This window comes from Alteriqipengyuania flavescens (assembly GCF_030406725.1).
GTDB lineage: Bacteria > Pseudomonadota > Alphaproteobacteria > Sphingomonadales > Sphingomonadaceae > Alteriqipengyuania_B > Alteriqipengyuania_B flavescens.
Genome location: NZ_CP129107.1, coordinates 2,640,355 through 2,660,428, shown reverse-complemented (window position 1 = coordinate 2,660,428; position 20,074 = coordinate 2,640,355). Strand labels below are relative to the sequence as shown.

Annotated in this window: 20 protein-coding genes, 1 tRNA gene and 1 other RNA gene; 16 read left to right on the top strand and 6 right to left on the bottom strand. The window is 65.0% G+C overall.

Annotation, left to right across the window (positions count from 1 at the left end):
- Positions 1-112 precede the first annotated feature (112 nt).
- The 5 genes from ffs to QQW98_RS13555 all read left to right on the top strand — a co-directional run bounded on the left by ffs (position 113) and on the right by QQW98_RS13555 (position 5,404).
- Positions 113-207: signal recognition particle sRNA small type (ffs, locus tag QQW98_RS13575), an RNA gene on the top strand.
- A gap of 77 nt (positions 208-284) precedes the next feature.
- Complete coding sequence (locus QQW98_RS13570; protein ID WP_290135454.1) at positions 285-2,081, top strand: DNA polymerase III subunit gamma/tau; 1,797 nt, start codon at positions 285-287, stop codon at positions 2,079-2,081.
- The gene (locus tag QQW98_RS13565; protein ID WP_290135453.1) at positions 2,078-2,419 is read left to right on the top strand and encodes a YbaB/EbfC family nucleoid-associated protein; all 342 of its coding nucleotides are present in this window, start codon (positions 2,078-2,080) and stop codon (positions 2,417-2,419) included. The genes QQW98_RS13570 and QQW98_RS13565 overlap by 4 nt, the downstream gene beginning before the upstream one ends.
- A gap of 108 nt (positions 2,420-2,527) precedes the next feature.
- Complete coding sequence (lon, locus tag QQW98_RS13560; protein ID WP_290135452.1) at positions 2,528-4,921, top strand: endopeptidase La; 2,394 nt, start codon at positions 2,528-2,530, stop codon at positions 4,919-4,921.
- 207 nt (positions 4,922-5,128) lie between these two features.
- Positions 5,129-5,404 carry an HU family DNA-binding protein gene (locus QQW98_RS13555; protein ID WP_290135451.1) on the top strand — a complete coding sequence of 92 codons (276 nt, stop codon included), beginning with the start codon at positions 5,129-5,131 and terminating at the stop codon, positions 5,402-5,404.
- 95 nt (positions 5,405-5,499) lie between these two features.
- Here the strand turns inward: QQW98_RS13555 and QQW98_RS13550 are convergent, their stop codons facing one another.
- The 3 genes from QQW98_RS13550 to QQW98_RS13540 all read right to left on the bottom strand — a co-directional run bounded on the left by QQW98_RS13550 (position 5,500) and on the right by QQW98_RS13540 (position 7,709).
- The gene (locus tag QQW98_RS13550; RefSeq protein ID WP_290135450.1) at positions 5,500-6,582 is read right to left on the bottom strand and encodes a hypothetical protein; all 1,083 of its coding nucleotides are present in this window, start codon (positions 6,580-6,582) and stop codon (positions 5,500-5,502) included.
- A gap of 34 nt (positions 6,583-6,616) precedes the next feature.
- The gene (gene rlmB, locus QQW98_RS13545; RefSeq protein ID WP_290135449.1) at positions 6,617-7,411 is read right to left on the bottom strand and encodes a 23S rRNA (guanosine(2251)-2'-O)-methyltransferase RlmB; all 795 of its coding nucleotides are present in this window, start codon (positions 7,409-7,411) and stop codon (positions 6,617-6,619) included.
- Positions 7,412-7,623: 212 nt separating this feature from the next.
- Positions 7,624-7,709 (bottom strand) — tRNA-Tyr (locus QQW98_RS13540).
- A 165-nt stretch (positions 7,710-7,874) separates the two neighbouring features.
- Between QQW98_RS13540 and QQW98_RS13535 the strand changes: the two genes are divergently transcribed.
- Genes QQW98_RS13535 through pssA form a run of 3 tightly spaced genes read left to right on the top strand, consistent with a single transcriptional unit; the run spans position 7,875 to position 10,618 of the window.
- On the top strand, positions 7,875-9,005 hold the full coding sequence (locus tag QQW98_RS13535) for a beta-ketoacyl-ACP synthase III (protein WP_290135448.1): 1,131 nt from the start codon (positions 7,875-7,877) through the stop codon (positions 9,003-9,005).
- Positions 9,006-9,056: 51 nt separating this feature from the next.
- Complete coding sequence (locus QQW98_RS13530; RefSeq protein WP_290135447.1) at positions 9,057-9,809, top strand: phosphatidylserine decarboxylase; 753 nt, start codon at positions 9,057-9,059, stop codon at positions 9,807-9,809.
- On the top strand, positions 9,806-10,618 hold the full coding sequence (pssA, locus tag QQW98_RS13525; RefSeq protein ID WP_404800821.1) for a CDP-diacylglycerol--serine O-phosphatidyltransferase: 813 nt from the start codon (positions 9,806-9,808) through the stop codon (positions 10,616-10,618). The genes QQW98_RS13530 and pssA overlap by 4 nt, the downstream gene beginning before the upstream one ends.
- On the opposite strand, the gene QQW98_RS13520 is transcribed toward pssA, so the two are convergent.
- The gene (locus tag QQW98_RS13520; protein ID WP_290135446.1) at positions 10,587-10,859 is read right to left on the bottom strand and encodes a hypothetical protein; all 273 of its coding nucleotides are present in this window, start codon (positions 10,857-10,859) and stop codon (positions 10,587-10,589) included. The genes pssA and QQW98_RS13520 overlap by 32 nt on opposite strands.
- Positions 10,860-11,235: 376 nt before the next feature.
- Here QQW98_RS13520 and rpsB point away from each other — a divergent pair, with 376 nt between their 5' ends.
- Positions 11,236-11,979 (top strand): 30S ribosomal protein S2, encoded by a 744-nt coding sequence (gene rpsB / locus QQW98_RS13515; protein WP_290135445.1) that lies wholly within the window; start codon positions 11,236-11,238, stop codon positions 11,977-11,979.
- A gap of 88 nt (positions 11,980-12,067) precedes the next feature.
- On the top strand, positions 12,068-12,994 hold the full coding sequence (gene tsf, locus QQW98_RS13510) for a translation elongation factor Ts (protein WP_290135444.1): 927 nt from the start codon (positions 12,068-12,070) through the stop codon (positions 12,992-12,994).
- A 93-nt stretch (positions 12,995-13,087) separates the two neighbouring features.
- Here tsf and QQW98_RS13505 read toward each other — a convergent pair whose 3' ends face one another.
- On the bottom strand, positions 13,088-13,888 hold the full coding sequence (locus QQW98_RS13505) for a DUF6683 family protein (RefSeq protein ID WP_290135443.1): 801 nt from the start codon (positions 13,886-13,888) through the stop codon (positions 13,088-13,090).
- 129 nt (positions 13,889-14,017) lie between these two features.
- A complete protein-coding gene (locus QQW98_RS13500) occupies positions 14,018-14,824 on the bottom strand; it encodes a metallophosphoesterase (protein ID WP_290135442.1) in 807 nt (268 codons plus the stop codon).
- A gap of 128 nt (positions 14,825-14,952) precedes the next feature.
- Between QQW98_RS13500 and pyrH the strand changes: the two genes are divergently transcribed.
- The 6 genes from pyrH to rseP are packed head-to-tail and all read left to right on the top strand — an operon-like array spanning position 14,953 to position 20,029.
- Complete coding sequence (gene pyrH, locus QQW98_RS13495) at positions 14,953-15,687, top strand: UMP kinase (protein WP_290135441.1); 735 nt, start codon at positions 14,953-14,955, stop codon at positions 15,685-15,687.
- 21 nt (positions 15,688-15,708) lie between these two features.
- The gene (gene frr, locus QQW98_RS13490; protein ID WP_290135440.1) at positions 15,709-16,266 is read left to right on the top strand and encodes a ribosome recycling factor; all 558 of its coding nucleotides are present in this window, start codon (positions 15,709-15,711) and stop codon (positions 16,264-16,266) included.
- A gap of 25 nt (positions 16,267-16,291) precedes the next feature.
- Positions 16,292-16,975: a polyprenyl diphosphate synthase gene (gene uppS, locus QQW98_RS13485; protein ID WP_290135439.1), complete on the top strand. Its 684-nt coding sequence runs from the start codon at positions 16,292-16,294 to the stop codon at positions 16,973-16,975.
- Positions 16,965-17,741: a phosphatidate cytidylyltransferase gene (locus QQW98_RS13480; protein ID WP_290135438.1), complete on the top strand. Its 777-nt coding sequence runs from the start codon at positions 16,965-16,967 to the stop codon at positions 17,739-17,741. Before uppS ends, QQW98_RS13480 begins: the two co-directional genes overlap by 11 nt.
- The gene (locus QQW98_RS13475) at positions 17,738-18,889 is read left to right on the top strand and encodes a 1-deoxy-D-xylulose-5-phosphate reductoisomerase (RefSeq protein ID WP_290135437.1); all 1,152 of its coding nucleotides are present in this window, start codon (positions 17,738-17,740) and stop codon (positions 18,887-18,889) included. The genes QQW98_RS13480 and QQW98_RS13475 overlap by 4 nt, the downstream gene beginning before the upstream one ends.
- Positions 18,890-20,029 (top strand): RIP metalloprotease RseP, encoded by a 1,140-nt coding sequence (rseP, locus tag QQW98_RS13470; protein WP_319023293.1) that lies wholly within the window; start codon positions 18,890-18,892, stop codon positions 20,027-20,029. It begins immediately after the preceding gene.
- Positions 20,030-20,074 lie beyond the last annotated feature (45 nt).

Sequence of the window (20,074 nt, the reverse complement as noted above, 5' to 3'; positions counted from 1 at the left end):
CTTCATCGGCGAGATAGCACAGCGCCGTCTCCCGACAATCGAATTACGCTGATCGGCTTGCCGGTTTCTGAATGACGACTTGATCCAGCAAGCATCCGTCGCCATATGGCGCGCGGGAGTCGGGTGGACGTTTGCGTTCGCTCACCGGGTCAGGTCCGGAAGGAAGCAGCCCAGGTGAATTGCGACGGGTCGCCCGGCTCCTTTTTTGCAGGTGCTCTGCCTTTCAAGTATTTTCCACCATCGTCGGCATGACTTTCCGGGCGCAGCCGCCTACCTTGTCGCGCATGGGCGATTCACCGGACAATCCAGACGACCTGCCATGGGCGACCGAGGCCGATGAGGCGGCGGAAGCGGCCCCGAGCGCGGCCGAGCTGGAGGCTGCGGGCCAGTCCGCCATGTTCGGCGACGCGTCGGCCGAGGCCGCGCCGCAGCCGGTCGCCGAGAAGCCGAATGCCGCGCCGGCCCCCGATGCCGCGCAACCCTATCGCGTGCTGGCGCGCAAGTATCGCCCGCAAACCTTTGCGGAGCTGATCGGGCAGGACGCGATGGTCCGCACGCTCGGCAACGCCATCGCGCGGGACCGGCTGGCCCACGCCTTCCTGATGACCGGGGTGAGGGGGGTCGGCAAAACCTCCACCGCCCGGCTGATCGCCAAGGCGCTCAATTGCATCGGGCCGGACGGCAACGGCGGTCCGACAATCGATCCGTGCGGCGTGTGCGAGCCGTGCGTTGCCATCGCCGAAGGCCGACACATCGACGTGATCGAGATGGACGCCGCCAGCCACACCGGCGTGGACGACGTGCGCGAGATTATCGAAGCGGTCCGCTATGCCGCGGTCAGCGCGCGCTACAAGATCTACATCGTCGACGAAGTTCACATGCTGTCGCGCAATGCTTTCAATGCCTTGCTTAAGACACTTGAGGAACCGCCTGCGCATGTGAAGTTCATCTTCGCCACGACCGAGGTCGACAAGCTGCCGGTCACGGTGCTCAGCCGCACCCAGCGTTTCGACTTGCGCCGCATCCCGACGCCCCTGTTGAAAGACCACTTCGCGAAAATCTGCGCCCTCGAGGGCGTGGAGGCGGAAGACGAGGCTCTGTCGATGATCGCGCGGGGTGCCGAAGGGTCGGTGCGCGACGGGCTCTCCATCCTCGACCAGGCGATTTCCCACGCCGACATGGAAGATGGCGGCGCGGTCAGCGCAGGCCGCGTGCGCGACATGCTCGGCCTTGCCGACAAGACCGCGCAGCGCCGCCTGTTCGCCGCCGTTCTGGAAGGCGATCCGGCCGCCCTCCTCGACGGGCTGGATGAGCAATACGCACTCGGCGTCGAACCGCTGGCGCTGATGCGCTCGCTGATGGACCTGCTCAACCGTATCGCCGTGACGCAGGTCGGCAAGGGAGAGGCCGACGCGCCAACCGAGGACGAGCGGCAGGTTCTGGCAAACTGGGCGGAGCGCCTGTCGCCCGCGCAGCTTCACCGCCTTTGGCAGCTGATGCTGAAAGGGCATGACGAGGTGCGCGCCGCGCCGGACCCGCTGGTGGCTGCGCAGATGGCCTTGCTGCGCATCCTCCATGCCGCCGACTTGCCAGACCCCGGCAAGCTTGCGAAGCAGATCGAGGACATGGCCGCGAGCGGCGTTACTCTCCAAACTGGGGCGTCTGCAGAAGGGGGTGGGGCAGGGGCGCCCGCCGCGCTCCTTTGGCCCGACGTGATCGCCAGGGTCGAGGCAAGCGGCAACCACCTTGCCGCCAGCCAGATGCGCCTGCAATTGCGGATCGTGACGCTGGAGCCGGGCAAGCTCGTCTACAGCCGCGAGGATCGCTTCACCGATCCGGTGCTGCCCGAAGTCCGCGACGCGCTCTACCGCGCCTATGGCAACCGCTGGACGGTGGAGGAGGTCGCGGAAGGCGGCGAACCGACGCTGGTCGAGCGGGAAGAGACGGCGAAAGAAGAAGCCGCCGCCGCGCTGCTTGAAAATCCCATGGTGAAAGCCGCATTCGCCGCATTTCCCGATGCGGAAATTATCAAAGATGATACCGCGCCCGACCGGCGCCGCAACTGGAGCAAATCCGCATGAAGTCGATGGAAGAAATGATGAAGGCGGCGCAGGAAGCCGCCGAAACCATCCAGAAGCAGATGAACGAAACCCAGGCCAAGCTGGATGCCATCGAGGTCGAAGGCACATCGGGCGGCGGCCTCGTCAAGATCCGCTGTACCGCGAAGGGCCGCATCATGGGCGTACATATCGACGACACTCTGATGAAGCCGGAAGAAAAGCAGATGCTGGAAGACCTCGTCACCGCCGCCTTCAACGACGCGCGCGACAAGGCGGACCGCGTGGCGGGCGAGGAAATGCAGAAGGCGCAGGCCGGCATGGGCCTGCCGCCGGGCCTCAACCTGCCGGGCATGGGATAGTAACCGCTGCCTTCGCGCCGCTTGCAGCCGCGCCACTTAGCCCCATATCCACCGGTAATTAACGCACCCGCGCCTTTGGTGGGCGCGCGCGTGCTATGACCGGATGACATGATGAAACTTTACCCCCTGCTCCCCTTGCGCGACATCGTCGTATTCCCCGGCATGGTCGTGCCGCTGTTCGTCGGCCGCGACAAATCGGTCGCCGCGCTGGAATCGGCGATGGAGGGGGACAAGGAAATCTTCCTCCTCGCCCAGCTCGATCCCTCGTGCGACGATCCCGATAGCGAGGACCTGTACGATGTCGGCGTGATCGCCTCGGTCCTGCAGATGCTCAAGCTGCCGGACGGCACGGTGCGGGTCATGGTGGAAGGCCAGTCGCGCGCGCAGGCAAAGGCGCTGCAGATGGACGGCGACCTCGTCGTCGCGCAGGTGGAGGAGCTGGACGAGGCGAGCGTGAGCAACGCCGAAGTCTCCGCCATGATGCGCAGCGTCGTCGAACAGTTCGGCGAGTACGCCAAGCTCAACAAGAAGCTGCCCGAAGAGCTGGAGACGGAACTCGGCGAGATCGAAGAGCCCGGCCCGCTGGCCGATGCCATCGCCGCCAGCCTCAATGCCAAGGTGTCCGACAAACAGACGCTGCTGACCGAAGCCGACCCGATGAAACGGCTGGAGATGGTCTACAGCTTCATGGAAGGCGAGCTGTCGGTGCTTCAGGTGGAGCGCAAGATCCGCGGCCGGGTTAAGCGCCAGATGGAAAAGACCCAGCGCGAATATTACCTCAACGAACAGATGAAGGCGATCCAGTCCGAGCTGGGTGGCGGCGACGGGGAGGATGGCGACGAGCTCTCCGAACTCGCGAAGAAGGTCGAGGAAACGGAGCTTTCCAAGGAAGCGCGAGCGAAAGCCGAGGCAGAGCTGAAGAAGCTGCGCGGCATGCAGCCGATGAGCGCCGAGGCCACCGTTGTGCGCAACTACCTCGACGTGCTGCTGGGCTTGCCGTGGGGCAAGACCAGCGAGATCAAGACCGACATCGCCGAAGCGCAGGACGTGCTCGACGCCGATCACTATGCGCTTGAGAAGGTGAAGGACCGGATCGTCGAGTACCTTGCCGTGCAGGCGCGCACCAACAAGCTGAAGGGGCCGATCCTGTGCCTCGTCGGACCGCCGGGCGTGGGCAAGACCAGCCTCGGCAAGAGCATCGCCAAGGCGACCGGGCGCGAGTTCATCCGCCAGTCGCTGGGCGGCGTGCGCGACGAGGCGGAAATCCGCGGCCACCGGCGCACCTATATCGGCAGCCTGCCGGGCAAGATCGTGACCAACCTGAAGAAGGCAGGCACCAGCAACCCGCTGTTCCTGCTCGACGAGATCGACAAGCTCGGCCAGGATTTCCGCGGCGATCCGGCTTCCGCCTTGCTCGAAGTGCTCGACCCCGAACAGAATTCGAAATTCCAGGACCACTACCTGGAGTTGGATATCGATCTTTCCGACATCATGTTCGTGACCACCGCGAACAGCCTCAACCTGCCGCAGCCGCTGCTCGACCGGATGGAGATCATCCGGCTGGAAGGCTATACCGAGGACGAGAAGGTCGAGATCGCCAAGCGCCACCTGATCGCCAAGCAGGTCGACGATCACGGGTTGAAGGACGGCGAATTCGAACTGACCGAACCCGCGCTGCGCGACCTTATCCGTTACTACACCCGCGAAGCTGGCGTCCGCACGCTGGAGCGCGAGATCGCGCGGCTGGCGCGCAAGGTCCTGCGCGCGATCCTGGAAGGCAAGATCGAGCGCGAGACGATCACCCCGGAAAATCTCGGCGATTATGCAGGGGTGCGCAAGTTCCGCCACGACATGGGCGAAGAAGAGGCGCAGGTCGGTGCGGTTACGGGCCTTGCCTGGACCGAAGTCGGCGGGCAGCTGCTCACGATCGAAAGCGTCACCGTGCCGGGCAAGGGCGAAATCAAGGCGACCGGCAAGCTGGGCGACGTGATGGGCGAAAGCATCCAGACCGCCTTCAGCTTCGTGAAAGCGCGGGCGCCAGCCTATGGCATCAAGCCGAGCCTGTTTCACCGCAAGAACATCCACATCCACCTGCCCGAAGGCGCGGTTCCGAAGGACGGGCCGAGCGCGGGCATCGGGATGGTGACCTCCATCGTTTCCACGCTGACGGGCATCGCCATCCGTCCGGATGTCGCGATGACGGGCGAGGTGACGCTGCGCGGCCGCGTGCTGCCCATCGGTGGCCTGAAGGAAAAGCTGCTGGCGGCGCTGCGCGGCGGCATCACGACCGTGCTGATCCCGGAGGAGAACGAGAAGGATCTCGCGGAAATCCCGGCGAACATCACCGAGGGGCTGAAGATCATCCCGGTCTCGCATGTCGACCAGGTGCTCGACGTCGCGCTGACCGAGGAGACCGTGGCGATCGAGTGGACCGAGGCGGACGATCTCGCCAGCCAGCCCGATCCGGGCGCGGTGACGAGGGGCGGCGCCACCGCGCATTGACGCGCTGCACCGCAGCACAAACGGTGCCCTTTTTAACAAAGGGCACGTTGGCGCGTCGCCTATCCGTAAAAATGCGCCGAAATGCAGTTAATGCGCCCCGATAGCCCTTGCCAGCGGGGCCAAAAGCGCCTTGTATCCCGCTCCGGACGCGGCGATTCACACGCCGCGACATTCAATTAGAAAATCTATCCAGGGGATACTTCCAACATGAACAAGAATGACCTGATTGGCGCCGTCGCGGATTCGAGCGGCCTTTCGCGCAACGACGCGACCAAGGCGGTGGAAGGCGTGTTCGACGCCATCCAGAACTCGCTCGCCAAGGGTGACGAAGTTCGCCTGGTCGGTTTCGGCAGCTTCTCCGTCGCCAAGCGCAAGGCCAGCACCGGCCGCAACCCGCGCACCGGCGAGCCGATGACGATCAAGGCGTCGAAGCAGCCGAAGTTCAAGGCCGGCAAGGGCCTGAAGGACGCAGTCAACAACTGATTCGCACCGCGCAGCGCCTCATGGCGCCGGCATGAAAAAGGGCCGCTCCGGGGTGACCGGGGCGGCCCTTTTCTTTGGCTTGAAGGCCGTGTGGCTTACAGCCCGATGAGCGCCATCGGGGCGACCTTGGAAGTCGCGTCCAGCGTCCACACCATGCGGCGGCGGCCGTCGTCCATGCGCTCGAACCCTTCGTCCGTGTTGTTGGCCAGTACCTCGCCATCGGTAATCAGAGTGAAGGTGCCGCCGATATTGCCAATGCCTTCGATCAGTTCCTCGCTGTCGCCGCCGTCGCTGTCCATGGCGATCGCGAAGGCGAGCAGGTTGATGCCACCCATGCCCATGGAATTGCCGGGGTAGGGCGAGGCCTGGTTGACCGCGAGGCCCGGTGCATCGATCCGCACCGCACCGTCGCGGCGATAGGCATAAAGGAACGGCTGGGCAGCGGTCATGCCTTCCACCATCGGGAAGGCGAAGTCGTGGGTCATGCGGCTGGACACGCGGTATTCGATGTCGAACTTGCCGTTGCCGGTGTAGTCGACCTTTTCCCAGCCGTACTGGCGCCGCAGGCGTTCGGCGATCTTGTTGCCCGCGTCCGGATCGGTGGGGTCGATGCCGCCAAACAGCGCCGCCATCTGCTTGGCCTCGCGCTCGCGGCGCTCCTTCGCGCGTTCGGCGCTGTCCTTGCGGTCCGCTAGTTCCTCGGCGGTGCATTCGCGTTCGATGCGGCTGTCTTCCCAACTGTAGTCGACCGATTCGACCGCTTGGGTCGTAACCCGCGGCGCCATGATCGTGGCGTTCGTCCCGGGCGATGCCGCGCTGCCTTCCATCGGCTCGGCGGCCTCTTCGACATCGGCTTCGGCAAGGGCCTCCGCTGCTGCGTCGGCCTCTACAGCGGCGGCCTCTTCCATCGCATCCTCGGTTTCCCACGAATAATCGTAACATGGCTCGTCGAGGTCGACGTCTGCGGCGCTGCCGCGAGAAAACGGGCCGGACCCGGCGAGCTCGGTCAGGCCGAGCAAGGTAACTTCGCCGTCGTAGGAATAGGTGAAGCTGCCGTCGGCCATCAGCTCCATTTCGCTTTCGAACTGGCCGGGCACCATGAAGCAACCGGAAAGCAGCGCGGCGCCCGCGCAGGCGAGCGAGACGCCGGCGATGCGGCGCAGGTTGGAAAAATGCATCGAAAGACCCCCGTATTCGGCGGCCCGCTGCCCGTCAGCCGCCGCGTGTCGCCACGGCGTATAATGCAATCGCGGCGGCATTGGAAACGTTCAGGCTCTCCATCGCCGCACTGATCGGCAGCCGGACGAGGGCATCGCAGTGCTGACCGACATTGGAGCGCATGCCCGGGCCTTCCGCGCCGAGGACCAGCGCGACCTTGCCGGCATCGGGCAGGGCTTCGGCCAGCGTCGCGTCCGCCTCGCCGGCAAGGCCGATGCGCCAGAACCCGGCCTCCGCCATTTCGTCCAGCGCGCGCGAGAGGTTGACCACGCGGACCCACGGCACGGTTTCCAGCGCGCCGGAGGCTGCCTTGGCGAGCGCGCCGGATTCGGGCGGGGCGTGGCGGTCCTGCGTGACGATGGCGGCAGCGTCGAACGCGGCGGCGGACCGCAGGATCGCACCGACATTATGCGGATCGGTCACCTGGTCGAGCACGAGGATCGGGCGCTCCGGCCCGTCGTGCAGCACTTCGTCGAGATGGAGGTCGTCAAGCGGCTCGCAATCCAGCACCAGCCCCTGGTGCGGTGCATCCTTGGCCACCAGCCGCGCGAGGTCGATCACATCGGCGTATTCGACGGTGAAGTCCTCGGGCAGTTCGCCGTCGAGCCGGGCGATCGCATCGCGCGTCGCCCACAGCTTGCGGTGCTGGCGGGCGGGGTTCTTGAGAGCCGCTTCCACGGCGTGGTGGCCCCACAGGCGCGTCGCCCCGCTGGAAGCCCGGCCGCTGCCACGCCCGCCCTGGTTGCGCCCTGCGCGGCCGCGCAGGGCCCTCTTGCCGCTCTTTGCCATGATGCGAAGTCCTTTCGCGGGCGCCTTTGCCAGCGATAGGCGGGAAGGGGAAGGGCCGGTGGTGGACAGGGCTGGATTGGACGCCGCTTCGCAGCGCCGCCTCCGCTTCGCTCCGAAACCGGCCCAGCGTGTTCGTGCTGCGCAGGAACCGTACGCTGGTTCGCGCGGACCTTGTGCCCTGGGACGGTTGTGCCAGATCTGATGGAGGCCGGTGGTGGACAGGGCTGGATTCGAACCAGCGTACGCTTGCGCGGGCAGATTTACAGTCTGCTGCCTTTAACCACTCGGCCACCTGTCCACACCATGGCCCGGTGGCGGAAAATCCGCCCTGGATACGGGAGCAGCGCCAAGCAAATCGCCGCCGCGTCCCTGCCGAGAGGCGCCCCTTTGGCGAAGGGGTGGGGCCGTGTCAATGGCCCGCTTCGCAGTTGCCGGATCGCCGCCATGGGCCTAGATCGCTGCCATGGAATACACGCATTGCCCCGTGATCAGCGCCACCGGCCTGTTCACCCCCGCCGAAAGCATAAGCAACGAAGAGCTGGTGGAAAGCTTCAACCGCTACGTCGAGGAATTCAACGCCGCCAACGCCGCCGCGATCGAGGCGGGCGAGGTGGAGGAATTGCAGCCCAGCTCCGTCGGTTTCATCGAGAAGGCGAGCGGCATCAAGTCGCGCCACGTCATGGCGAAGGCCGCGGTCCTCGACACGGCGACCATGGCGCCCCGGTGGGACGAGCGCGGTGACGACGAGCTGTCGATCATGGCCGAAATCGGCGTGAAGGCCGCGCGCGAGGCGCTGGAGCGCGCCGGACGGAAGCCGGAGGATGTCGATGCCGTCCTGTGCGCGGCATCCAACATGCAGCGCCCCTATCCCGCGATGGCGATCGAGATCCAGCAGGCGCTGGGCATCGACGGCTTCGGCTTCGACATGAACGTCGCGTGCTCTTCCGCCACTTTCGGCATCCAGACGGCGGCCGACTATATCCGCGCCGGCAACGCTCGCAGCGTGCTGGTGGTGAGCCCGGAAATCACGAGCGGGCACCTCAACTGGCGCGACCGGGACAGCCATTTCATCTTCGGCGACGTGGCGACTGCCGTGCTGGTGGAAGACCGCGCGATGGCCCCGGCCGAACACTGGGAAATCCTCGGTACGCGGCTGAAGACGGTCTTCAGCAACAACATCCGCAACAATTTCGGCTTCCTCAATCGCGCCACGCCCGAAACGGAAGGCACGGCGGACAAGCTGTTCGTGCAGGAAGGCCGCAAGGTCTTCAAGGAAGTGGTCCCCATGGTCGCGCAGATGATCGTGGACGAGGCGGAGCGGCTGGATATCGACGCGCAGGGCCTCAGGCGGCTGTGGCTGCACCAGGCGAATGCGGGCATGAACCGCCTGATCGCGCAGCGCGTCCTGGGCCACGAGGCGAGCGAGGACGAGAGCCCGACGGTGCTCGATACCTACGGAAACACTTCCAGCGCAGGCTCGATCATCGCATTTCACAAACATAGCGAGGATCTCGCCGCGGGTGACAAGGGTCTGATCTGCAGCTTCGGTGCGGGCTATTCGGCCGGCACCGTCTTCGTCGAGAAGGTCGGGTGAAGGGCGCGCGCATGGGTTGTGACAGCGCCCGCCGCGGCCTAGGCAGCTTCGATGGCAGGTGAAATTCTCGACAATCGCGGCCGCGGGGACGTGGAATGGCGTTTCCCGCCGATCCATCCCGAAGGCCGCAAATACGGTGTCATCGCGCTCGCCGTCTCGCTGTTCTTCCTCCTGATCCTGGGCTGGGAGATCGTCGGCTGGCCGCTGCTGGCTTTCTCGGCGGGCGTGTTCGCCTTCTTCCGCGATCCCGAACGCGTCGTGCCGCAGGAAAGCGATGCGATCGTCTCTCCGGCCGACGGGCAGGTCACGCTGATCGGCAAGGTCGTGCCGCCGCGCGAACTGCTGGTGGATGACGGAACCGGCGCGGTGGGCCTGCCGCATGGCGAGGTGACGCGGGTTTCCATTTTCATGAGCGTGTTCGATGTCCACATCAACCGCACGCCCATCGGCGGCACGATCCGCCGGCTGGTCTATGTGCCGGGGAAGTTCATGAACGCCGACCTCGACAAGGCGAGCGAGGAGAACGAGCGCCAGCATATTCTGGTCGAGCGTAACGACGGGACGATGGTCGGCTTCACCCAGATTGCCGGGCTCGTGGCGCGGCGGATCATTCCGTTCGTGAAACCGGGCGACACGGTGGCGGTGGGCCAGCGCGTCGGCCTGATTCGTTTCGGCAGCAGGGTCGATGTCTACCTGCCTGCGGGCACGGAGCCTGCGGTGATGCTGGGACAGAAGATGGTGGCCGGGGAAACGGTTCTGGCCCGCATCGGTTCTACCCCCATGATCGAAGGTATTTCCCAGTGAGCGAAGCCGGCGGACCGTTCGGGCCGCGCGGCGGTGTCGGCGAGAAAGTGAGCGTGAAGGGGCAGGGGCGCGGCCTCTCCCTGCGCTCCGTCATGCCCAACGCGATAACGGCGGCGGCGCTGTGTTCTGGCCTCACCGGCATACGCTTCGCGATCGAGGGCAACTGGCAGATGTCGCTGTTCGCGATCATCCTTGCAGGCGTGCTCGACGGGATCGACGGCCGGGTGGCGCGGCTCCTGAACGCGCAGTCGCGGTTCGGAGCCGAGCTCGACAGCCTCGCCGATTCGCTCAGCTTCGGCATGGCGCCGGCATTGATCCTGTTCCTGTGGGCGCTCGACGACCTGCCGCGGGTCGGCTGGTTCGCCGCGCTCGCCTTCGCGATTTGTTGCGCCTTGCGCCTGGCGCGCTTCAACGCGCAGATCGACATGGACGACCAGCCGCATAAGAGCCTAGGCTTCCTGACCGGCGTGCCCGCACCGGTGGGGGCGGGGCTTGCCTTCCTGCCCGCTTATATCTGGCTGGCCACGGGGGAAGAGCTGTTCCGAGAGCCCATCCTTGTCGCGGGATGGGTGGCCGTCATCGCGTTCCTGATGATTTCCAACATGGCGACGCCCAGCTGGGCTTCGCTGCGCCCGCGTCGCAATTTCCGGCTGGAAGCGATCGCGCTGGTCGGGATCCTGTTTGCCGCGCTGCTCACCGAGCCGTGGTGGACGCTGGCGGTTATCTGCATCGGTTACCTGGCACTGATGCCGTGGGCCTTGTGGCGTTACCGCAAGCTCAAGCGTGGACGCAGCGCCGACCGTAGCTAGTCCGGCGGCGCGGCGCGCTGACCGGGGCCCTGCGATGCATCGGCTGCCGCAGTTCGGGCCGAAATTCGGATTGGCCGCAGGTTTTGAGCCGGTAGGCGAGCGCTTCCTTCGCATCGAGATCGGCAAGCTTGCCGCGCAATTCGCCGGCAATCGCCATGGCGTTGCGCAGCGACGTGCCGATCACGCCGAGCGATACGGCGGCGATTGCGAGAAGAACTAGCGAGATCGTGAATGTCATCATGGCTCGAACTTTCGAATTCGGTTCGCGAGGCCTGTTGGCGACCTGTGGAACACTTGTGGAAAACCCCTGATCGGTGCTATCGGTTCCCGGCACGGAACTGACGACCCATTCTGTTCTCTATATGTTCCTCATCGGGGCGGCGCGGTCAAGCGCTTTTTCAGGAAATGTTCCGCTTCGGTAGTGCGCATGGGCGTTCGCTGCACGAAAGGGCTGGATTTTCGCGGAGTGAATCGCTAACTGCGCGCTCGCCCGGTCGGTCACGGTCGTGTCCGGCGAGAGGCAAATCCACATGGGAAGCGCCCATACCGGTGCCGCACGCGGGATCTCCGCAGCGCGGTTCCAGCTTCCCAGAGGCACAACCGGAAGGAATTCTATTATGGCGGCACCTACCGTCACCATGCAGCAATTGATCGAGGCCGGCGCACACTTCGGCCACCAGACGCACCGCTGGAACCCGCGGATGAAGCCGTATATCTTCGGCGCCCGCAACGGTGTTCACATCATCGACCTGTCGCAGACCGTGCCGCTGTTCGCACGCGCGCTCGACTTCATCAGCTCCACCGCCAACGCCGGTGGCAAGGTCCTGTTCGTCGGCACCAAGCGCCAGGCGCAGGAACCGATCGCCGAAGCTGCCCGCATGAGCGGCCAGCACTTCGTCAACCACCGCTGGCTGGGCGGCATGCTCACCAACTGGAAGACGATTTCGCAGTCGATCCGCCGCATGAAGACGCTCGAAGAGCAGCTCGGCGGGGACACCAGCGGCCTGACCAAGAAGGAAGTCCTGCAGCTGACGCGCGAGCTCGACAAGCTGCAGATGTCGCTTGGCGGCATTCGCGACATGGGCGGTACGCCCGATGTGATGGTCGTGATCGACGCCAACAAGGAAGACCTGGCGATCAAGGAAGCCAACGTCCTCGGCATTCCCGTGGTCGCCGTGCTCGATTCTAACGTCGATCCGTCGGGCATCGCGTTCCCGGTCCCGGGTAACGACGATGCGGCGCGCGCCATCCGCCTTTACTGCGAAGCCTGCGCCGAAGCGGCGCGCAAGGGCGGCAGCAACGACGCGGGCGGCATGGCAGGCGAGATGGAAAATCCGCCGGCCGAGGAAGCCGTCGCTTAATCGAACTGACGCAAAACGCGTCTACCGGCGCGCCGGGCCCGGATGCGGCCCGGCGCCCCACGATTTTATTCCAGGAAGGATTTGAACCATGGCCGATTTTACCGTCGCCGATGTGAAGACCCTGCGCGAGAAGACCGGCGCGGGCATGATGGACGCCAAGAAGGCGCTGACCGAAGCGAACGGCGACATCGAAGCCGCCGTCGACGCGCTGCGTGCAAAGGGCCTCGCCACCGCGCAGAAGAAGTCCAGCCGCACCGCTGCCGAAGGCCTCGTCGGCGTTGCAGTCGAAGGCACGAAGGGCGTTGCCGTCGAAGTGAACTCCGAAACGGACTTCGTCGCCAAGAACGACAAGTTCCAGGACTTCGTCCGCAAGACGACCGAAGCCGCCCTGTCCGTGAGCGGTGACGACGTCGAAGCGCTGAAGGCCGCGTCCTATCCCGACGGCGGCACCGTGGGCGACAAGCTGACCGACAACGTGGCGACCATCGGCGAGAACCAGCAGGTCCGCCGCATGAAGACGGTCGAAGTGTCGAAGGGCGTTGTCGTGCCCTACATGCACAACGCGGCCGCCGAAAACCTCGGCAAGATCGGCGTTCTCGTGGCGCTTGAAAGCGAAGCAGGTGAAGACGTTCTCATCCCGCTCGGCAAGCAGCTGGCCATGCACATCGCCGCCGCTTTCCCGCAGGCGCTGAACGCTGACGGCCTCGACCCCGCGATGATCGAGCGCGAGCGCGCCATCGCTGCCGAAAAGGCTGCCGAAAGCGGCAAGCCGGAAAACGTGCAGGAAAAGATGGTCGACGGCGCGATCAAGAAGTTCGCCAAGGAGAACGCTCTTCTCAGCCAGCTGTTCGTAATCGACAACAAGACCCCGATCTCGGATGTCGTCGCCAAGGCCGGCAAGGATGCAGGCCACGAAATCGTGCTGAAGGACTATGTCCGCTACCAGCTCGGCGAAGGCATCGAAAAGGAACAGAGCGACTTCGCAGCCGAAGTCGCAGCTGCCGTCGGCGGCTGATCCTTTCGATTACAGCGCAAACGGAGCGGCCGGGGTGACGATGTCATCCCGGCCGTTGTCGTATCCGGCGAGCAGATCGCAGGCGCGTAAGAATCAATCGATCGGGCGGAAGCCCTCGTCGGTAACTCGCAGATTGAGCGGGTCCATTCCCGTTACCGAAATGGCTGCGCTTCGGGCACTGGACTTGATATTGGCAAGGCGAGCAGGATCGCCTGCGGAAGCCTCCAGCTCATTCATGAACAGAACCGCGTGAATAACGAATTCATCGCTTATTGCCTGGCGGTCGCTGTCCGACATTTCGGGGAATGACTCGACGAGTGCCGCGGCGACTTGATCGCGAACGCCCTGGGCCTGGGCCGGCGTAGTATCGGTGGAAACTCCATGGGCGGCATCCCAGACGATCAGCCACCAGAACGCATAGGTGTCGGCGAGATTGTTCGTCGAGAGACCATAGTAAGACAGTTCGCCATCGATCATCGCATAGAAATCATCGTCGAATTGCGCGGCGAATTCGTCACGCTGTGGTGCGGGCACCAGGTTTCGCGCGACGCGACTGGCAGTTCTGCGGCGCTGCGATTCCGTCGGGACGAAGTTGAACTCCGTTCGGGCTTGCGCATCGACAGTCCTGTGGCCCGGTTCGGAAACCTGGTCCTCCAGAGCGATGGTTGCCGCCTCGATCCCTGCGTTGCCGATCCCGGCCGAAATGAAGCCGCCGCCAATATCCTGGGCGGCTGCGGGGCTGACGAATATCGCGGGCGCGACCAGTGTGACGGCAAAAACCAGGTATCGAGGCAGACACATGGGATGTCTCGAAAATGTTTGTGTTGCCACAGATTGCACCAGGCGGTCGGTTGAAGCAAGGGCCTTGGCAAACTGCCAGGGAACACTTGGCACTGCGCGTCGCTGTCTTCAAAGCCGCGCGAGTTCAATTATCCCGAGAGAGGACAACGACCCGCATGCGGAGCGCGAATACTGATCGGGTAATTCCGGCTGGAAGCTAGAGGACAGAGAGTCCGGCGAACCTCAGGCGCCTTTCGCGCGCAGTTCAAGGATCCAGATTTCCGGCCGCGCGAAGAGGCGTATCCATATCAGGCTGGTACCGAGTCCGGCGCCGGTGACGACCGTGTTGCCGCGCTCGTCCACCATGCCGCACCCGTAGCGATCGCCGTAGTCGGACATGTGGGCCGGCGCGCCGCCCCACGGATAGGCGATCTGCCCGCAATGGGTATGCCCGGCCAGCATCAGGCCGAAGTCCGGTGGAAGGGCGGGAAATGGATCGGGGCTGTGCGACAGGATGATGCGCGGACCTGACAGCCCTCGCATGGCCGACAGCGTAGCGGGCACATCGTCGCGACCGGTATAGGCATCGTCCAGCCCGCCGACGGCGAGCGGGCCCACCTGCTTCGCCTCGTTGGACAGCAAAGTTATCCCCGCCTTGCGCAATTCCGCAGCAAGCCCCGGCAGGTTGTACCAGTGATCGTGATTGCCCGGAGCAGCGACGACACCCAACCGGGCTTCCAAACCTGCAAGCGGGGCGATGATCTCGTCGGGCCGGTAGATATGGGTCGCGGTGCGCTTGTGGCTCACGAAGTCGCCCGCGATCATCACGACATCGGGACGTAGCGCGTTGATCTGCGTGACGATCCGTTCCAGTCGCTCGGGGGGCATGTCGGGTCCCGCAACGTGGATGTCGGAAATCAGTGCGATCCTGACCGGGGGCGAACCGGCCGGAAGATCGGCAGTGGCGATTACCGTGCGCCTGACGACCGGGTCGCCCATCGTGTGCCGCCAGGCCAGCGCCGTGATCCCCGCAAGCAATATCGCGGCCATGAGCCAGAGCTTCTTCGAGCGGAGCAGTCTGCCAACCATGATCGTTCTACCGCCCCTAAGCCTTTGCCTTGCCACGATGTCCCCGCTAAGGCGCTGCGGCAAGCCATAACAACCCGGAAAGCGCCCACATGCCCCCTTCGCCGCAGATGCCCGAGATGAAGCGCGTCCTGCTCAAGCTGTCGGGCGAGGTTCTGATGGGCGACCAGCAGTACGGCATCGACCCCGCCTTCGTCGCCGAACTGGCGGAAGAAGTGAAGGCGGCAAAGGATGCCGGGCTGGAAATCTGTCTCGTCATCGGTGGCGGCAATATCTTTCGCGGCATGGCGGGCGCGGCCAAGGGCATGGACCGCGCGCAGGCCGATTACATGGGCATGCTGGCCACGGTGATGAACGCGCTGGCCATGCAGAACGCGCTGGAGCAACTGGGCGTCGACACGCGCGTCCAGTCCGCGATCGAAATGGACCAGGTGTGCGAACCGGTGATCCGTCGCCGCGCCGAACGGCATCTCGAAAAAGGCCGCGTGGTGATCTTCGCCGCCGGCGTCGGCAGCCCGTTCTTCACCACCGATAGCGGCGCGGCCCTGCGCGCGGCGGAAATGAAATGCGACGCGCTGCTGAAAGGCACCAGCGTGGACGGTGTCTATGACAGCGACCCCAAGCACAATCCGGCGGCAAAGCGTTTCGATACCGTGAGTTACGACCGCGTGCTGGCAGCCAATCTCAAGGTCATGGACGCCTCTGCCGTGGCGCTGTGCCGCGACAACGACATTCCCATCGTGGTCTTCTCCATCCGCGAGAAAGGCAACCTTGCCCGCGTGCTGGCGGGCGAGGGCGTCCAGACCATCGTCCAGACCCAAGACTGATCCCCGAAGGAAACTTGACCCATGGCAAAATTCGACAAGTCCGACATCGAACGCCGCATGACCGGCGCGGTGGAATCGCTCAAAGGCGACCTTTCCGGCCTGCGCACCGGGCGCGCCAACACCAGCCTGCTCGATCCGGTCACGGTCGAGGTCTACGGCAGCATGATGCCGCTGAACCAGGTCGCCACTGTCTCCGCGCCGGAGCCGCGCATGCTGAGCGTGCAGGTGTGGGACAAGGCGAACGTCACGGCGGTCGAGAAGGGCATCGCCCACGCCAATCTGGGCCTCAACCCGATGCAGGACGGCCAGACCCTGCGCCTTCCCATGCCCGACCTGACCGAAGATCGGCGCAAGGAACTCGCCAAGCTGGCCGGCAAATATGCGGAGAACGCGAAGATCGCGATCCGCAACGTGCGGCGCGACGGGATGGAAGCGTTGAAGGAAGACGAAAAGAAGAAGGAAATCTCCGAAGACGACCGCAAGCGCCTGGAGGACGAGGTCCAGAAGCTGACCGACAAGTACGTCGCCGAAGCGGACGAGGCGGCAGCGGCGAAGGAAAAGGAAATCCTGACCCAGTGAGGGCAGCGCGGCCAGGACCTTTACAATGAACGGGGAGAGCCAGCGCGCGAAACACGTTGCCATCATCATGGATGGCAACGGGCGCTGGGCGAAGCGCAAGCACTTGCCGCGCGCGATGGGGCACCGGCAGGGCGTCGAGGCCGTGCGCAAGCTGGTGCGCGCCTGCGACGGTCTGGGGCTGGATTGCCTCACGCTCTATGCCTTCAGCAGCGAGAACTGGAAGCGCCCGGAAGACGAGGTCGACGACCTGATGGACCTGATGCGCAAGTTCATCAAATCGGACTTGCCGGAATTCATTGCCAACAACGTGCGGCTGCACATTATCGGCGACTGGCGCGGCCTTGCGCCCGATATCGTCGCCATGCTGGAAGACGCGCTGGGGCGGACCGCGGGCGGCACGACCACGCTGGCCGTGGCGCTCAATTACGGATCGCAGGGCGAGATCGTGCGCGCGGCGCGGCAGGCGGCAGCCGGCGGCGAGATTACCGAGGAAAGTCTTGCGCGGTATCTCGACACGGCGGACCTCCCGCCGCTCGACCTGCTGATCCGCACCAGCGGCGAGGTGCGACTGTCGAACTTCCTGCTCTGGCAGGCGGCCTATGCCGAGATGCTGTTCGTCGACACGCTGTGGCCCGACTTTACGCCGGACCACCTGCAGCAGGCGCTCGACGACTTTTCCGGGCGGGAGCGGCGCTTCGGTGGCCGGTGAGATCGACCGGCAGTCGGATCGCAAGCGCGACCGGATGAAGGCTTTTGCCAAGCGGTACATGACCGTGCCGCTCGCTATCCGCACGTCCGACCTGCAGCGCCGTGCCGCTTCTGCGGCGGTGATGATGGCGGCTGCGCTGGGGGCGCTGTGGGCGGGCGGGCTGGTGCTCGACCTTTTCATCATCGTCGTGGCCGCAGCGACCTATTTCGAATTCGCGCGGCTGATCCTGCGCATCGAGATGGGCGCGCTCGCCCGCGTGTTCGGCTGGCTGGCCGGTGCGGCCTATATCGTCGCTGCCGCCTATGTGCTCGTGAGCGCCGCATCGCGTGAAGCGATCGTGCTGATCGTCGGCTGCGTCGTTTTCGTGGATACGTTTGCCTATGGTTTCGGGCGCACATTCGGCGGACCCAAGATCGCCCCGAAGATCAGCCCGTCCAAGACTTGGGCAGGCCTCGGCGGTGGGGTCGTGGGGGCGACCACCGCGCTGGTGCTGTTCCTGCTGTTTTCCGAATACGGCTCGACCGTCACGTATCGCCCGCCGCTGGAATGGGTGATGCTGGTCATCCCGGGCGCGATGATCGCGGTGCTGGCGCAGGCGGGCGATTTTTTCGAAAGCTGGCTGAAACGCAAGGCGAAGATGAAAGACAGCTCCAACCTCATTCCCGGCCATGGCGGCGTGTTCGACCGGACCGACGGTATCTTGCCGGTGGCGATATTCTTCGGCGCGATGTTCTCCACGCTGGCGCCGCACTGGATCGACCTGTGACCCGCTCCATCTCCATCCTCGGCGCGACCGGTTCGGTCGGCGCTTCCACGCTCGACCTGGTCCGGCGCAACCGCGACCAGTGGCGCGTCGTCGCGCTCACGGCCAACAGCAGCGCCGCTGAACTCGGCGAGCTGGCGCGCGAATTCGATGCCGGGATTGCCGTAGTCGGTGACGAGGCGTGCCTCGGCGACTTGCGCGATGCGGTCGGCAATAACTGCGAGGCCGCAGGCGGGCGGCAGGCCCTGCGGGAAGCCGCCGCGCGCCCCGCCGACATCACGGTGGCCGCCATCGTCGGTTGCGCGGGCCTGGGGCCGGTAATGGCAGCCATCGAACGTGGGGGCACGGTTGCGCTCGCCAATAAGGAAGCGCTCGTTTCCGCAGGCGAGGTGATGACCGATGCTGTCGCGAAGCACGGCGCCACGCTGCTTCCGGTGGACAGCGAGCACAACGCGATCTTCCAGTGCCTTGCCGGCAACCGGATAGAGGATGTCGCGAAGATCACGCTGACCGCCAGCGGCGGCCCCTTTCGCGAATGGTCGCAGGCGCAGCTCGACGCGGCCACGCCCGCGCAAGCCGTCAAGCACCCCAACTGGGACATGGGCGCCAAGATCAGCGTCGATTCCGCCACGATGATGAACAAGGGGCTGGAATTCATCGAGGCGCACCACCTGTTTCCCGTCGGTCTCGACCGGCTGGGCATCGTGGTCCATCCGCAAAGCGTCATCCATTCGATGGTGGAATACCGCGACGGGTCCACGCTCGCGCAACTGGGCCCGAGCGACATGCGCGTGCCGATCGCCAGCTGCCTTGCCTATCCGCAGCGGATGGACACGCCGATGCCGCCGTTGGACCTCGCCGATATCGGCCAGCTCACGTTCTTTGCGCCGGACGAGGAGCGTTTCCCCGCCACCCGCCTGGCGCGCGAGGCGGTGCAGGCGGGCGGGGCGGCCCCTGCCGTGCTCAATGCCGCGAACGAGGTCGCCGTGGCCGCCTTCCTCGCAGGTAAGCTCGCATTCACCCGGATCGCGGTAGTGGTGGCACAGACCCTGGCACAGTGCGCGCCCCCGGCACCTTCCTCGCTCGATGACGTTCTGGCGGTAGATGCCGAGGCCCGTTCCTGCGCCGAACGCATGCTGGAGACCGCGTAAGTGTTCGAATCCGTTCCCTGGTGGATGATGGTGCTCGGCTTCCTGGCGGTGCTCGGCCCGCTGGTGACGCTGCACGAATTCGGCCACTACCTCGTCGGCCGCGCCTTCGAGGTGCAGGCGGACGCATTCTCGATCGGCTTCGGCAAGGAGCTGGCGGGCTTCACCGACAAGCGCGGCTGTCGCTGGAAAATCAGCGCGCTGCCGCTGGGCGGCTACGTCCAGTTCCGCGGCGACATGAACCCGGCGAGCCAGGGCGACGATGCCGCGCTGGCGGAAATGGACGAGGAGACCGCGAAAGGCGCGTTCCAGAACGCCAAACTGTGGCAGCGTGCGCTGATCGTGGCGGCAGGGCCGGCGATGAATTTTCTTATCGCCATCGTCATTTTCGTCGGTTTCTTCATGTTCTACGGCAAGCCGGTCGCTACCAATCTGGAAGAGCAGATGACGGTGGCCAGCTTCGCCGAGGAATCCGCTGCGCGCGAAGCGGGCTTCCGCATCGGCGACCGCATCCTTGCCATCGACGGCAAGCCGGTGGACGACTTCCGCGACATCCAGTCGACCGTGCAATTCTACCCCAGCCGCTCGTTCGAATTTACCGTGGAGCGCGGCGGGCGCGAACTGGTGCTGCCGGTCACCTCCCGGCCGGAAACCATCACCGACCGGTTCGGTAACGAGATGACCATCGGCCTCGTCGGCATTTCGCCGGCGGCGGTTGAGTACGAGTTCGAGGGCCAGTCCCTGCCTGCGGCCACCCGGATGGCCTTTGTCGAAACCGGCCGCACGCTCAACATGATGGTCAGGGGAATCGGGCAGATCGTCTCCGGCCAGCGTTCCGTGAAAGAGCTTGGCGGGCCGATCAAGATCGCCAAGTTTTCGGGCGAACAGATGAGCCTCGGCCCGCTCGCCTACGTGACCTTTGCGGCGTTGATCTCAATTAACTTGGCATTCATTAACCTGCTGCCAATTCCCGGCCTCGACGGCGGGCACCTGGCTTTCTACGCGGCCGAAGCGGTCCGCCGGAAACCCCTGGGCCAGCGCAGTCAGCAATGGGCGTTCCGCACCGGCATGGCACTCGTGCTCGCGCTGATGCTGTTCGTGACGGTAAACGACATCATCTCGCTCCCCATCTTCGGGAGCTAGCTGGGGAAAGGATCGTATCGCGGACGGTTTGGCAGGAGCCGATGC

What these genes read in the sequence shown, in the direction of transcription:
- frr (WP_290135440.1), top strand. Translation starts at nt 15,709, where the DNA reads ATGGCAAAATTCGACAAGTCCGACATCGAACGCCGCATGACCGGCGCG.
- rlmB (WP_290135449.1), bottom strand. Translation starts at nt 7,411, where the DNA reads ATGGCAAAGAGCGGCAAGAGGGCCCTGCGCGGCCGCGCAGGGCGCAAC.
- QQW98_RS13535 (WP_290135448.1), top strand. Translation starts at nt 7,875, where the DNA reads ATGGAATACACGCATTGCCCCGTGATCAGCGCCACCGGCCTGTTCACC.
- QQW98_RS13500 (WP_290135442.1), bottom strand. Translation starts at nt 14,824, where the DNA reads ATGGCCGCGATATTGCTTGCGGGGATCACGGCGCTGGCCTGGCGGCAC.
- uppS (WP_290135439.1), top strand. Translation starts at nt 16,292, where the DNA reads ATGAACGGGGAGAGCCAGCGCGCGAAACACGTTGCCATCATCATGGAT.
- QQW98_RS13565 (WP_290135453.1), top strand. Translation starts at nt 2,078, where the DNA reads ATGAAGTCGATGGAAGAAATGATGAAGGCGGCGCAGGAAGCCGCCGAA.
- QQW98_RS13520 (WP_290135446.1), bottom strand. Translation starts at nt 10,859, where the DNA reads ATGATGACATTCACGATCTCGCTAGTTCTTCTCGCAATCGCCGCCGTA.
- pyrH (WP_290135441.1), top strand. Translation starts at nt 14,953, where the DNA reads ATGCCCCCTTCGCCGCAGATGCCCGAGATGAAGCGCGTCCTGCTCAAG.
- QQW98_RS13530 (WP_290135447.1), top strand. Translation starts at nt 9,057, where the DNA reads ATGGCAGGTGAAATTCTCGACAATCGCGGCCGCGGGGACGTGGAATGG.
- rpsB (WP_290135445.1), top strand. Translation starts at nt 11,236, where the DNA reads ATGGCGGCACCTACCGTCACCATGCAGCAATTGATCGAGGCCGGCGCA.
- QQW98_RS13570 (WP_290135454.1), top strand. Translation starts at nt 285, where the DNA reads ATGGGCGATTCACCGGACAATCCAGACGACCTGCCATGGGCGACCGAG.
- QQW98_RS13550 (WP_290135450.1), bottom strand. Translation starts at nt 6,582, where the DNA reads ATGCATTTTTCCAACCTGCGCCGCATCGCCGGCGTCTCGCTCGCCTGC.
- lon (WP_290135452.1), top strand. Translation starts at nt 2,528, where the DNA reads ATGATGAAACTTTACCCCCTGCTCCCCTTGCGCGACATCGTCGTATTC.
- tsf (WP_290135444.1), top strand. Translation starts at nt 12,068, where the DNA reads ATGGCCGATTTTACCGTCGCCGATGTGAAGACCCTGCGCGAGAAGACC.
- QQW98_RS13555 (WP_290135451.1), top strand. Translation starts at nt 5,129, where the DNA reads ATGAACAAGAATGACCTGATTGGCGCCGTCGCGGATTCGAGCGGCCTT.